Annotated in this window: 10 protein-coding genes; 2 read left to right on the forward strand and 8 right to left on the reverse strand. The window is 57.2% G+C overall.

Features of this window, described 5'->3' with window-relative positions:
• Window positions 1–59: 59 nt before the first annotated feature.
• From SH661x_RS17500 to SH661x_RS17525, 6 genes are all read right to left on the reverse strand, one after another.
• Window positions 60–653: a c-type cytochrome gene (locus SH661x_RS17500; protein WP_437224131.1), complete on the reverse strand. Its 594-nt coding sequence runs from the start codon at window positions 651–653 to the stop codon at window positions 60–62.
• Between the two features lie 102 nt (window positions 654–755).
• Window positions 756–1,304: a DUF3341 domain-containing protein gene (locus tag SH661x_RS17505; RefSeq protein ID WP_437224133.1), complete on the reverse strand. Its 549-nt coding sequence runs from the start codon at window positions 1,302–1,304 to the stop codon at window positions 756–758.
• A complete protein-coding gene (gene nrfD / locus SH661x_RS17510; RefSeq protein WP_437224135.1) occupies window positions 1,301–2,677 on the reverse strand; it encodes an NrfD/PsrC family molybdoenzyme membrane anchor subunit in 1,377 nt (458 codons plus the stop codon). The genes SH661x_RS17505 and nrfD overlap by 4 nt, the downstream gene beginning before the upstream one ends.
• Window positions 2,674–5,805, reverse strand: a complete 3,132-nt coding sequence (locus SH661x_RS17515) for a TAT-variant-translocated molybdopterin oxidoreductase (protein ID WP_437224137.1) — start codon at window positions 5,803–5,805, stop codon at window positions 2,674–2,676. Before SH661x_RS17515 ends, nrfD begins: the two co-directional genes overlap by 4 nt.
• 53 nt (window positions 5,806–5,858) lie before the next feature.
• Entirely contained in the window at window positions 5,859–6,506 is a 648-nt protein-coding gene (locus SH661x_RS17520) for a cytochrome c3 family protein (protein ID WP_437224140.1), read from the reverse strand.
• Between the two features lie 340 nt (window positions 6,507–6,846).
• Window positions 6,847–8,169: a class I SAM-dependent methyltransferase gene (locus SH661x_RS17525; RefSeq protein WP_437224142.1), complete on the reverse strand. Its 1,323-nt coding sequence runs from the start codon at window positions 8,167–8,169 to the stop codon at window positions 6,847–6,849.
• 176 nt (window positions 8,170–8,345) lie between these two features.
• Here SH661x_RS17525 and mutM point away from each other — a divergent pair, with 176 nt between their 5' ends.
• The gene (mutM, locus tag SH661x_RS17530) at window positions 8,346–9,188 is read left to right on the forward strand and encodes a bifunctional DNA-formamidopyrimidine glycosylase/DNA-(apurinic or apyrimidinic site) lyase (protein WP_437224144.1); all 843 of its coding nucleotides are present in this window, start codon (window positions 8,346–8,348) and stop codon (window positions 9,186–9,188) included.
• 404 nt (window positions 9,189–9,592) lie between these two features.
• On the forward strand, window positions 9,593–9,991 hold the full coding sequence (locus SH661x_RS17535) for a hypothetical protein (protein ID WP_437224147.1): 399 nt from the start codon (window positions 9,593–9,595) through the stop codon (window positions 9,989–9,991).
• Window positions 9,992–10,118: 127 nt separating this feature from the next.
• On the opposite strand, the gene SH661x_RS17540 is transcribed toward SH661x_RS17535, so the two are convergent.
• Window positions 10,119–11,009, reverse strand: coding sequence for a M28 family peptidase (locus tag SH661x_RS17540; protein ID WP_437224150.1), 891 nt, complete (start codon window positions 11,007–11,009; stop codon window positions 10,119–10,121).
• 95 nt (window positions 11,010–11,104) lie between these two features.
• Window positions 11,105–13,729, reverse strand: a complete 2,625-nt coding sequence (locus tag SH661x_RS17545) for a zinc-dependent metalloprotease (protein ID WP_437224153.1) — start codon at window positions 13,727–13,729, stop codon at window positions 11,105–11,107.
• Window positions 13,730–14,261: the final 532 nt, after the last annotated feature.

A 14,261-nucleotide genomic window follows, 5' to 3' on the forward strand; every position in this document is an offset into this window, starting at 1 on the left:
GGCCGGCCGAGAGTCAATTTGTGGGGTTGAGAGGGTCATGCGTGTGTCGCGTCAAAATGTTATTTGAGGTGCTCAAGATCAGCTGCAGGCAACTGAGTCGTATTGGCGTTCTGGCTCAACTGCAATGCACGGATGTAGGCAACAATTGCCCAGCGATCGTCTGCATCGATGCGATTGCCAAAACGGGGCATGCGTCCCAGGCCATCTTTGATGGTGACAAACAGGTGCCCATCCGGGGCATTTCTTAAACGGTCAATGTGGTAGCTGGGAGGAGCGGGAAATCCACGCTGAACAACCAGTCCATCTCCTTGTCCTGCCGGGCCGTGACAGGCCTTGCAGAAAATGTCGAATCGGCTTTGTCCCCGCTTCAGAAGTTCTTCAGTCACAAGAACTGGAATCTTCGCAACGAGCTGATCGCCATCCCGACCGGAGGTGACAGGGGTCACTTCCCAGCTGGCTCCGCGGGCGATCGTTCCCGGAACGGGTGTCCGGTTACCGGGAGTTTCGAACTCGAACTTGGCCGGCTCCATGACGTCAACGCGAGGCTGGTTGGCCATCTCCTGAGCACACCCCTGTGCGAGGAGCAGCATCACCATCACCGTCAGCCCGGCGGGAGCGAGTGAGAACGAGTTGACGGTTTTGTGTGTGGTCATTTGTCAGTCGTCGATGAAGACATCGCTTCGATTTTCTTCGCAGCTGGACCGTGATGATGGTCCAGCTGATGAGTGTATTCCACCCGGGTGAATCTCAAGACTCTATTCGGACGCCGGGACTTCAATCACTTCCTTGGCGTGCAGTTCATGCAGAAGCTTGGCTGTCTCTTCCAGATCGAACAACGGGTCGTTCGACTGCACTCCGATGAAGTATCCGTCGGTACTGGCTCGGGCGAACTGCGGCACGGCAAACAGCGGATGATGCGGTCTGGGCAGGCCGTTGAGGGCCAGCATTCCGAACACTGCTGTCAGCGATGCCAGGAGAATCGTGCACTCGAAGGTCACCGGGATGAAGGCTGGCCAGCTGTTGTATGGCCGTCCCCCGATGTTCAATGGATAGGCAATCGCTGCGATCCAGTACTGCATGGCATATCCGCCGATGCAACCCAGAATTCCGCCGCACAGCACCAGATAAGGGAGCCGTGTATGCTGGTAGTTGAGTGCTTCCGAAACCCCTTCGACCGGGAAGGCCGAATAGGCTTCCACTCGGCGATAGCCCTTCTGGGTCAGAACCCGGGCAGCTTCAATCAGCGAATCGGTGTCCGCGAACTCCGCGAGCAGGCCGTGTACTTCACGAGGGTCGACTTTCATTCTTCACCCCCTTCATGATGCACGAGTTCCCGCATTTCGAAGATGGAAATCATCGGCAGAACCCGGATGAAAATGAACAACAGGGAGATGAACAGTCCGACTGTTCCCAGGTACGTGGACCAGTCCCAGAACGTCGGGTAGTACATTTCCCACGACGACGGCAGGAAGTCCCGGTGCAGACTTGTGACCACGATCACAAACCGCTCCAGCCACATTCCGATGTTGATGATGATCGCCACCACAAACAGGACGTACGGGTTGAGCCGAGCCCATTTGAACCACAGAACCTGCGGAATCAGAATGTTGCAGAGGATCAGCATCCAGTATGACCAGGCATACGGTCCGAACATGCGGTTCGTCATCATGTATTCTTCGTAGTTATGAGCACTGTAGAACGCGATGAAGTGTTCCACGAGGTAGCCATAACCGACCACCAGACCTGCAGCCAGCATCACCTTCGCCATGTTGTCGAAGTGCCAGTCGGTCAGGAAGCCCTTGAGCGAGTAGGCATATCGCAGCGGAATGGCGATGGTCAGCACCATGGCGAAACCGGAGTAAATCGCCCCGGCCACGAAGTACGGCGGGAAAATCGTCGCGTGCCAGCCGGGGATCTGTGCCACGGCGAAGTCGAAGCTCACGATGGTATGCACTGAGACCACCAGCGGAGTCGCCAGACCTGCCAGCAGCAGATAGGCGATCGTGTAACGCTTCCAGTGACGGGACGATCCGCGCCAACCCATCGCCAGAAAGCCGTAGGTAATCTGTGCGAATCGATTTTGAGTCCGGTCTCGCAGCGTCGCGAGGTCAGGAATCAGTCCGATGTACCAGAACAGCAGTGACACCGTTGCATAGGTACTCACCGCAAAGCAGTCCCAGACCAGCGGGCTGCGGAACTGCGGCCACACACCCATGGTGCTCGGATACGGAAACAGCCAGTAGAAGTACTGTGGTCGTCCCAGGTGAATCAGTGGAAACACACCGGCACAGGCCACGGCGAACAGCGTCATCGCTTCCGCGAAACGGTTGATGGAGGTTCGCCATTCCTGACGGAACAGAAGCAGCACTGCGGAAATCAAAGTTCCAGCGTGGCCGATCCCGATCCACCACACGAAGTTGATGATCGCGAAGCCCCAGGCGACGGGAATATTGATCCCCCAGATCCCCACACCCTTGATGAACAGCCAGGTCACGCTGACCATCAGCAGCATCAGCAGTGCGAAGCCGATTCCAAAGCCGACATACCAGCCCGGAGGAACGCCCCCTTTGAGGACGATCGAGCTGATCTGATCGGTCACCGAGCGAATCTCATGCTGAGTTTTCGCGTGCGGTGTGTCATGTGCCGGATATTGCGGCGAAGGAGTGTCGTTGCTCATGCATGCTCCTTCACGGGAATCAACGCGGGATTCGGATTGGATACCGCCGCATGATAGGTCGTGCGGGGCCGTGTATTGAGTTCAGAAAGCATACCGTAGTTGAGTGGATGCTCTTTGGTCTTGGAGACGACACTGTCCGGATCGGCGATGTTTCCGAAGCTGATGGCCTGAGCCGGGCAGGCCGACTGACAGGCTGTCACAACTTCACCGTCGCGGATTTCGCGATTCTCCATCTTCGAATTGATGCGGACGCTGTTGATCCGCTGCACGCAGTAGGTGCATTTCTCCATCACACCCCGGCTGCGAACCGAGACATTCGGATTTTCATGCAGCTGCAGCACGGGCAACAGCTTTTCTTCCGTGTGATAGTCCAGGAAGTTGAATCGCCGAACCTTGTACGGACAGTTGTTCGAGCAGTAGCGGGTTCCGATGCAGCGATTGTAGGTCATCTCGTTGAGACCCTGATCGCTGTGAGTCGTCGCCCCGACCGGGCAGACCGGTTCGCACGGTGCGTGCTCGCAGTGCATGCACATCACCGGCTGATGGAAGACTTTCGGCTGTTCGTCCGGTTTCCCTTCGAAGTAGCTGTCGATTCGCAACCAGTGCATTTCACGGCCGCGAGCCACCTGATCAGCTCCGACGATCGGAACGTTGTTTTCAGACTGACAGGCCACCACACAGGCATTGCAGCCGGTGCAGGCGCCCAGGTTGATCGTGAGTCCCCATTGAGGACCGATCTCCGGCATGTCCGGATAGAAGGTCGGCTGATCCGAGCCGGGAACCTTCAAATGCGGATGATTCGGTTCGTCAACCTGCCCATCATCATGATCGTGATCATGGTCATGAGCCGGTGCGTGATGATGATTTCCCTGCACGAACGACGGGTGACTTGGGTTCTTCTGGAACTCCTGGAGAGTTCCGTGTCGAAGCAGATCCCGTCCGAGAAGTTCGTGGTGATGCTGAGTCACCGCGAGGTCAGCACGCTTGCCGGACACCGCCCGGACGCTGGCGGAAGTGAGCCACGGCTGCAGTGACGGGCGAATGACGTTGACGTTCACACCCACGGCTGCGACCCCGTGAACGGCTCGTCCCTGTCCGAGCGGCAGAGTAATGACTTTTTCTGGCATTCCCGGCTGAATGTAGACGGGAATCTGAACCGAAGTTCCGCCTCGCGAAATCTCGATGATGTCGCGGGTCTTGATCTTCAGCTCTTCAGCGGTTTTCGGGCTGATCCAGGCTGCACTTCCCCATGTCAATTTGGAAATCGGCTGGGGGAGTTCCTGCAACCAGCCATTCGTGGAGAATCGGCCGTCGAAGACGCACGGGTCAGTGCGGAAGACGATGGAGAATTCCCCAGTCGCTGGAACCAGATCGACCTGAGTGTTGAGGGTCTCGAGTGCAGCTGCGTTGAACGCGACTGCGACCGGAGCAACAGCGGTATCGCGAACCAGACCATCGTGCAGAGCACGGTTCCAGTTCGTGGAGTTGCCGGTGCCGAATCGCTCGAGCCAGTACCCGCGAACGGTGTCGTAGGTTCCGACCGCTGTCTGATTCAGCAGGATGTTGATGATTTCGTGCGGCGAACGTCCCAGGTACATCGGCCGGATGAGCGGCTGGACGATACTGATCGTTCCGTCGTCCGACTGGGTATCGCTCCACTCTTCGAAGAAGTGTGTCGCTGGTAGGTGCCATTCACACAGTTGTGCGGTCGCATCGATATGCAGACCGTAATGAACGGCGACGGGGACCTTCTTGCGAGACAATCGGCTGGCAAATTCCAGGTCGGCGGGTGCCGAGTAGACCGGATCGACACCGAGAATCATCAAGGTTTCGACCTGATCAGCATCGATGTCCCGGACCAGATCCGCAAGCGTGCCCGGAGTCACTCCTTCAATCTGTCCCAGCGGAGGAGAGAAGGTGACCGTCTTACCGAGACTTCCCAGAGCGTTGTTGATCGCGTGTCCCAGCACCTGCAGAGCGACAGGCTGCGTCGCTCCAACCATAACGAGGCCGCGTTCGCCAGCCCCCTTCAGGTCCGCAGTGAGAACATCAACCCACTTCTTGTACTTCTCAGGCAACTTGGAAGAGAGATTGCCCAGCGCCGGGGTATTGACTCCCAGACCTTGAGCGACTCCCGCAAGGATGGCAGCCACTTCTTCCGGAGGAAGCCGCAGCCAATGATCGGCTTTGCTTCCGGTAATCGTGGGGGTCGTTTCCGCCACGTACAACCGGTTCATCTTTGCCTGGCCGTTGGCATCGACCTTACGGCGGGCTGAGAATTCTCGAGCGAGGCGAACTCGCGATGGGCCTTCCCCAAGGAAATCATCACCGAGCGACAGAATGATGTCTGCATCGGCGAGCTGATATCGAGGCTGAAGCTTCGTACCGAAGGCCTGTTCGGCTGCCTGAGCCACTTCCGGGGTGGCAGCGGGCTCGTACTGATACCATTTCGCCTGCGGCATCGATTCGAGCAGGCTTTGAATCTGTGCTCGCAGCGAAGGAGAAAGAATTTCGCCCGTCAGCAGGGAAAGACCAGCACCCTGTTTCTGGCGGTGAATCTCGATGCGTGGCAGGAATTCCGCGAGAAACTCGGGCCAGTCGCTGATACGGTTATTTCGCTGAACGACGCGGGAACGGTGGGGATCGTACAGATCCAGAACGCTCGCCTGAGCGAAGATGTCGGTGGCCCCAAGGCTCGCCGGGTGATCCGGGTTTCCTTCCACCTTGGTCGGGCGACCTTCGTGGCTTTCCACGAGAATCCCGATGGCACCCCCCAGCTGCGGCATGGCTGTCGCGTAGTGCTGAGCTTTGCCGGGGATCATTCCCTCGGGAGTTTCCACGTAGGGAAGGATGGTTTCCTTGGGTTGACGGACGTCACACCCTGTGAGACCTGCCAGGGCAAACGAAGCCCCCATAGTCTTCAGGAAGTTACGACGGGAAGGCTCGTCCAACCACCATTCAGCGCCTTCTGCGTACTCGCGCTGAACTCGCGAGAGGAATTCCGGATCTGCGGAATACTCTTCGAGCGTTCGCCAGACAGGCTGGCGAGCGGTTGTCGATTCGGGCGGCTGTGTGGCCAACGGCTTCACTTTGATCCCTGCTTCGTAGAGTCCGACTGCGGACCACAACTCACGTTAACTCGGTTCGCACCGCGAACTCGACACTGTAATTCAATGCCCGACTATCGATGGCAGACCGAACAGTTCGTCTCGCTGCGGATGTGATGAGCAGCCACCAGCTCGGCTCCCGTGGGAGTTTCATCAGTCGGCTTCCACCCCATCTTGAAGACGTCTTCCGTCGGACGCACATTTCCATCCGGGTGACGATGACATTCCAGACACCATTCCATGTGGAGCGTGTTCTGCCGCCACATCAACGGCATTTCGTCCACTCGTCCGTGGCACCGCTCGCAGGCGATCCCCTTGCTCACGTGAATCCCGTGATGGAAGTACACGTAATCCGGCGAGTCGTGAACCCGGGTCCATTCCAGAGGCTTGTTTTCCCGGAAGCTCTCCCGAACCGGGGCGAGCATCTCGCTCTCAGCCCAGAGCTGAGAATGGCAATTCATGCACACTTCCGTTGAAGGAATCCCAGCAAAGGCTTCCGTTTCAACAGACCGATGACAGTAACGGCAATCCAACCCCACATCACCCACATGGTGCAGGTGACTGAACGGAACCGGCTGTGAACGAATCACGCCAGCCTCGGTCATGTAAGGAGATCGGACCAGCAACCACGCGAGTCCAATGACTCCAGCCGCGAGGAAGGCTGCCCCGAAAATGCTCACGCGAGCAAAGGTATTCATGCTCGGATGAAAGACCTGTGGCATCTGCTCTTCTGGCTGAATTCAAGGGGGTGAAAGTTCTTGCGACATGCGCAGCGATTGAGCGGAGAATACGAAAACTCTCAGCAAGCGGAAGAGTGCATCTGTTTATTTCAAGAATTGGGATCGGAGATCCTCGATCTGAGAATCTCGAACGAATTCGGATTCTGTATAATACTTGCCCCGTCCCGTTTGCACTGGATTTTTTACTGGTTTTTGGAGTCCCCAGAGAGCAGGTGACCTCCAAGCGAGCCGCGACAGGTATTTCGGGCTTTCTTGAGACGGCTCGGAGATTCCCCTTGCGACCGGTGCAGCGTTCCCAGTTTTCCGAAATGGAGTGGCCCCGTCATCCCTGATAAAGATGCGCCCGCGTCGGCGGCAACCCGGAAAGCCCCCGGGATTTGTGCTTCGTTCCGAGTGTCTGGAAGATGCAGGCCGATCCGTCACCCAGGGCCAGGCTGACCCCCGCCAGATAGAAAACCCAGATCCGGTAGCGTTCTTCCCCAATGAGGTCGATCGCGGCCTGCTCCTGCCGACTCAGTCTCTGGGCCCAGTGCTGGCAGGTGAGGGCGTAATGATCCCGCCAACCCTCGACATCGTGCACTTCGAACCCGCTGGACTCCATCATCTCGATCATGTGGCCCAGGTTGTCGAGTTCTCCTCCGGGGAAAATGTACCGGGCCAGCAGCTTCTGCTCGGCATTCATGGTGCGGAACCGTTTACGACTCTTCTTCGCCCTGCGGGTAATTCCATGACACAGAAACATCCCCCGGTCCGGCAGAACCCGGCTGACGGTCTGCATGTACTTCCGCATATTGTTGATCCCGACATGCTCGACCATCCCGACGCTCGCGACCTTGTCCCACGTCCCTTCCAGGTCGGCGTAGTCCCGGATTTCGACAGTCACCCGGTCCTGTAAACCGAGCCGGCGAATCTTCTCCTGAGCATACTCCAGCTGCCGTTCCGACAACGTGATTCCATGGGCCTGCACCCCGTGATGCTTCGCAGCGTGACAGACGAGCGCTCCCCATCCACATCCAATGTCCAGAAACCGCTCGCCGGGCTGAAGCCGCAGTTTCCGGCAGATCATCTCCAGCTTGTCGATCTGGGCCTGCTCCAGCGAGTTGTTCCAGTCCGTAAAATACCCGCAGGAATAGACCATCTCGGGGTCCAGAAAGAGCTCATAGAATTCATTGCTCAGGTCATAATGAAACTGAATGAAGTCCTTGTTTTCCGCCTGCTTCCGCTTCAGGCCACTGGCATCCCCTTCATAACGGTGCTCGACTTCCGTTGACTCCCCCGGGGCGAACAGGAATGGAAGCAGTGACTTGATCACGACCGATTTCTTGATCTGCCGGATCTTCTGCCGGGATTTCTCTGTCCGCATGCGGGTCAGGAACGTGTAGATATCCGTTCCCTGAAAATCGATGTGCTTCAGGGCGTAATGCCTGAGCAGGTTGTCGGCGGTCGGCCGTCGCAGCAGCGAGGCGATCACCCCTGGGCTGCTGATCGCAATGTTCAGGGAGGGATCGACATTCGCTCCCAGCGGAACGGAGGTCCCGTCCCACAAGCGGATTGAGAAAGGGGCGTCCAGATGCTCCGCGAGATGAGCGAGAAGCTTCTGTAACGCGGCTGCCTGCCGCTGCTGTCGTGAATCTGAATCAGACATGAGACCTCTGCCCAACTTGAACCCGTGACGAAACGTCGGCACTAATAGGTGTTTATGGAAAACCGGTCAATTGCAATGCTTTGAGAGGAGAAGTGGGGAGTTGGTGGTGGGGAGTGGATAGCGAATACAATCTTTAATGCGTGCCCCCTGCCCCCTGTCCTCTGTTCGCTGCCCCCATGCCTGAATTACCCGAAGTTGAAACGATGGTCCGCGGAGTCCGGCCTGTGTTCGAAGGAGCACGGCTCAGGGATGTCGCGCTGGCTGATTGCCGATGCCGACCGATTCTGATTCAACCGGAATTCTCCTTCATACAGGCGGCCTGTGCTGGAAGCAGAGTTCAGGCCGTTCGACGGCGGGCCAAACGGATCGTCATCGAGCTCGACAACGACTTCGCCTTTGTCATTGAACCTCGCATGACCGGACTCATGCTGGTGGAATCTCCCCCGAGCGTGGAACACCTGCGGTTCGAATGGAAGCTCCAGCGAGGTCGCACTCATCAGTCGGTCTGGTTCTGGGACCGCAGGGGACTCGGGACATTGCGACTGCTGACTTCAGAACAGCTGAACGAAACCCTGGGAGCTGATCGCCTGGGCATCGATGCTCTCGAGATGACCGTTGCCGACTGGCAGTCGCGTCTGGAGGGGACCGACCGCCCCATCAAGGTGGCGCTGCTTGACCAGAAGCTGGTCGCGGGAATTGGAAATCTCTACGCCAGTGAAATCCTGCACCGCTCGGGGATCCATCCCGAGACGATCGCTTCCCGGATTTCACTCAAACGAATCGAACGGATGCATCTGGCGATGCTGGAGATTCTGCATGAGGCCATTCGGTATGAAGGGTCGACGCTGGGGGACGGAACGTATCGAAACGCCCTCAACAAAGACGGCAGCTACCAGAACAAACACCGCGTGTACGGCAAGCAGGGAGAACTCTGCCTGACCTGCTCACAGGGTTCAATCCGGAGGATCGTTCAGGCCCAGCGGAGTACGTTCTTCTGCCCGAGATGCCAGAAGAAATAGAATTGAGATCACCGTTCGCGATGGCCGCACTCGGAGAGTGCGGCGTACAGCGTCCCTAGCACTCTCCAAGTGCGAGAACTCACAGCGTCCCATCAACAAAGCCGTTACCCCTCTTTGGAAAACTCTACCGGATGTCGCGGCGATACCTCGGCGAGCCTCGAAAGTCCGGCGATTCGCGCCCCGACTCCGTTTGAATTTCCGCCTGCGGGAAATTCAGGGTGTAACGTTTAGCACCAGCGGGCTTCACCGGGAAGCTCCACTTCGCTCAGGAAAGCTCGAATACCTGCGAGTGCTCTGCATTCGCGACTCGATCAACCTTTCTGAGCAGGTTACATCTTCAGAGGCGGATGATGCGTTTTACGGTTTGCACGATTGTTCTTTTCAGTCTGATCGGAACTTTCGGCATGTTGAGCGGCAAAGCGGTTGCTGCTGAGAATGAACCTGTTCCGGATGCTGCAAGTGTTGCGGTCCCGAACCTGAATGGGGAATGGTCCGGTTCGTGGACCAGCTGCGGAACGGGCCACAAGGGTCCGCTGCGAGCGACATTCTGCCAGGTGGATGCCTGTCATTATGAAGTGCGGTTCAAAGGCCGGTTCTGCAAGGTGATCCCGTTCCACTACAAGACCATTCTCACCGTGACAGCGACTGAAGATGGCCGCGTCTGGTTGCGGGGAAGTGAACGTCTGGGGCTCCTGTTGGGAACTTTCAGCATGAACGGCTGGGCGACATCAAATCAGTTTGTCTCGAGTTACACCTCGAAAGATGATCAAGGTCAATTTTCACTGAGACGGTGCCAGCCATGATTACAGCGATTGTCACCTGCTGGATTGCAGCTCTCTGGCGTTCTGTCAGCCGATCGCGAAGCGAGAACTCCGGAAACTCCGAAGGGCAATAGCCCTCGGACAGCACGTCAGCAACAGTGACAATCTCTTAAGCCCGTCCAGCGAGAAACCGAATCGCACTGCAGATTCCCATGGTCACTTCGGCCATACGCGAGTAATCGAGCGTCTCGGGCGTATCCGACGCCTGATGGTAATGAGGATTCCGCAGGAAACTGGTGTCGGTGAGCATCAACGCGGGATATCCCTGATCCCAGAAGTTCGAATGGTCGGAGAGTCGGATCTCTCGGATCTTCTCCGGCAGGACGATTGTGAACAGGGGGAATTTTACCGCACGCTTAAAGCCCAGACGAAACTTCAACAGCAGCCACCACGATCGGGGATTCGCCACCGCTGCCAGGAAATCGCCTCGCTTGGGGAACAGCCAGTGGAGCCTGCGCGGAATGCCCGGCGGCAACTTCTGGCTCCCCGGCTCAGTTGTGTAATAGCCCAGCATTTCCAGACACAGCATCCCGATCAGCTGTTCGTTTCCCATTCGACAACGCCGGGAATGAACCTGACTCCCCATCTGCTCTGAGTGGAAATAAGGTTGCTCTTCGCAGGGGAAGAAGACCAAGCGAACCGTACTCCCGAATTTCTCATGAGCGAGTAGCCGGGCAATCTCCAGCAGTGCGGCGACTGCAGACGCGTTGTCGTCCGCTCCGGGCGTGACCGGAATGGTGTCGTAGTGAGCACCGACAATGAGCACGCGGTCGGGATGACGAGTCCCCTTCAGTTCGACAATCAGATTCGAAACCGATTGCTCACCGACCGGATACGTCTCTTCAGTCAGCTGATAACCAGCACTGGAAAGTTCGGTTGCAATCAACTCGTGCGTGGCCTGCAAGGACGCTGGATCGCCGAGATGTCGAGACCCGATCTGACCTGCAAGTCGATCGACATGCAGCTTCAATCGTCTTTCGACTTCGGCAAGTTCATTCACGAGAGCACTCTGTTCTCGTCAGCACCGTAATCAGAGACGTTTAGCCACACACTTGATGTGTGTGGCCAAACGCTTTCTACATTCGAACACTGCAATCAATTCAACGATTGAATCTGCAGCGACGCATTGAGCACGGTATCAATACGGGATACCGAGTCCTGCAGATGAGCCCGGGAGTAGTCATCCAGCGTCAGTTCTTTGTCGTCCAGCAACGCCTGAGCCTGATCCCGCAAGGTCTTCAGATGCATCCGGGTCAGCGTCCGGGCGTCGCTCGGTGCTGAGGAGAACTGTGCGACGATGCTTCCCAGTCGGCGGATCGCCTGCCGCTGCAGGTTGCGTCGGAAGCTGGAGACCAGTGGCTTGCGGTTGTCGAATTGTGCTTCGGCCGGCTTGGCCTTCCACTCCGAAAACAGACCGTCGTTGATCAGCGACAGGTGCTCGGCCAGCGTGTAGGCATCTTCACCCGGCTCCACTTTGAATTCATTGTCCAGAATCCGGCCCAGGGTGATGGAACTCAGCACCCGGGCGAGGATGTCATCCTGCCGGCTGAGCATCTCATCGTGAATCGGATAGTCCAGGCGGAATGGCTGGCTCATCCCCCAGTGACTCCACCGGGAGACCGCCAGGTAGTTCAATTCTTTGCGATTGACCTCCGGTGCTGCAAATGCGGACTCGACCAGCAGCTTCATCGCCTCCCGCTGTTGTGCAGCAGGGACCGGTGTCAGAGGAGCACGCCCTTCCTTCTCACCGCGATGGTCGCGGCTCAGAGTAATTCCCCCCGGGAATTTGGCGGCGGTTCCGGCAGCCTTCCAGTATTCATCGAAGAGCAGCTGAAACGCCTGACGGGCTCGCTGATACCCTTCGCCCGGCTTCACAGTGCGCTCCATCACGTCCGGCAGCGCCTTGGTCGTCAACTCCATCTGGCGACGTGCGAACGCGAGCGGATCCTGTCCCAGATCGAACAACGCGGAATGTGGATCCGGGTCGATCGATCGTGTGTCTTCATCGGTTGAGAACGCCAGCGCAGGTTCGCTGGAGCGGGCTGCAATTTTCTTCAGCTCATCCTTTTCATTTCCGGTGATCGGCTTGTAGCCGTACTCAATGGCCCAGTAGTCGTATGGGCCGATGGTCTGCGAGTAGTACAGCCCCTGTGTCGCTTTATCCGGGGAAATATTGGGCGGGGCATAGTCCATCACGCTGGCGACGGTCCCTTCCGCCTTCCCGGTTTCGCGATCATTGATCTGATCCAGCGTTTTCCAGGTACTTGCTTTGAAGTTATGACGCAGTCCGAGCGTGTGCCCGACTTCATGCATCACCACTTCCTTCAGGCCTTCGTGAACAAACTCGCGAGGCAGGGTGCCGTCTTCAGAGACACCGGCAGCGGAGAAGTATGCAGCGGCAAAGCCGTTGTAACGCTGCATCTCCTGACAGTACGAACAGGCAGCGGAATGCCGATGTCCGAAGGGGAAAGCTGTCTGTGGTTCATGGGGATGAAACAACGTCGTTTCGGGAGTTGCGGGAACTTCACTGCGGAACGATTCCCAGCGTTCGCTCCAGCTGTCGAGAAACGAAGCGTCGAAGATGATGTCCGCGTCCAGAATCTGCCCGGTGCGGGGGTCGACGCGTGAGGGCCCCATGGCAAAGCGGGCGTTCGCCGTCATCCAGCGAAACGTGTTGTAGTGAATGTTCTCCGGATCGAAATTCGGATCGGCCGGCTGCTGATCCACTTTGATTGCTCCGGCAAACCCGAGCTTTTCAAACGCCTTATTCCATTCCAGAATTCCCGCTTCGACGGTCGGACGCAGGTACACGGGCACCGTGTTCTCGATATAGAACCGGATCGGCTCTTTGGGCGGGGAAATCTCAATGTTCGGATCGAGCTTCTGCAGGTTCCAGCGATTGATGTAACGGACGAAGTGATCCGGGTCTTCCCGGTCCGAGAAATCTTTGATCGCGGTGACGAAGTATCCGACACGATCGTCCGCTGCGCGAGGCTTGTAGCCGTTCGATCCCACGGGAGGGAGCACGCTGACGCTGTAGTGGATGAGGACCTGAACTCCTTTGGAGTTAGGGACGGTCTCAATCGGCATGCTTCCCGAATAGACCGCGTTCAGTTGCAGCTCGAGGTTATCCGGAAAGACTTTGACGTTCGAGAGAGTTGATCGATCCTGGGCAAATCGGAATCCCGGGCCGATTTCGCTCCCCACCTGCAACTCGTCGTTCATGAAGACCTGCGTCATGTCGACCAGACTTCCCCCGCTGGGGGATTTGGTCAGAATCGGCAGCGAATACAGAATGCTGTCGCTGTAGGCGAGTTCGACGGCGCTGGCCTCGGGGCTGTTGGGCTTGGCACGGAAGCGGACGTTCCGTTGCATGATGAAGAGCTTCTCATCGGTCTTTTTAAAGGACCAGATCGCGTCGTCACCGAACCCCCAGGACATTCCTCCCAGCACCATTCCCCGGCTGATGCCGCGGGCGATGGAGGGCAGGATGAAGTATTCTTTCTTCAGAGCCTCATTGGAAAAGTCCACGAGCATCTGCTGATCGTTGTAGTAGACCGTCCACATCCCCTCGATCTTTTTCTTCTTCTCGATCAGCTGATCGAACTTTGATTTCGGGGCGGCTGCGTTATCCGCGGCAGCAGCTTCCTGCGCGAAGGCACGACTGGAAATGGCCAGCATCCCGAATGCAAGGAAAGCCAGAATGAAACGACGACGCATTGAAAACTCCGGGTGGCGAGGGAAAGTTCCCGATCTTACCAAATCTGCCTAATCAGAAAAACTTAACCGATGTTTGGCCCGTGACCGTCGACACTGACGCCAGGTTTCAGAAAAACCGGGTGACAATACAGCGGCTGCAACGTCTGTTCGAAAACGTTGACGAACGGCAACTCCCCGCAAATCGGGCATAACCCGTCTGGCTCGTCGAACACGAACCAGAGTCGCCCCTCCAAGCTGCGAGAGGTTCGCACGCAAAGTGGAATTCGCAGACTCTGGATTGTAGGCCTGACGAAGCTGCGCCAGACAGGGGATTTTGGAAAAGATTCCCGGTCAAATGAAGAACTCGAAACGGCCATTCAGCCGCACTCGGAGAGTGCGGCGTACATTGTCCCTCGCACTCTCCGAGTGCGAGAACCCATAGCGTTCCACTCAAAACCGCGTCCGCCACTCTGGAAAACGTTACCGGCGATACCTCATTGATCCTCGAAAGTCAGGTGATTCCCGGGCCGACTCACTTTGAATTTTCGCTTGC

Origin of the sequence: Planctomicrobium stercoris, assembly GCF_051465655.1 — a bacterium.
GTDB lineage: Bacteria > Planctomycetota > Planctomycetia > Planctomycetales > Planctomycetaceae > Planctomicrobium.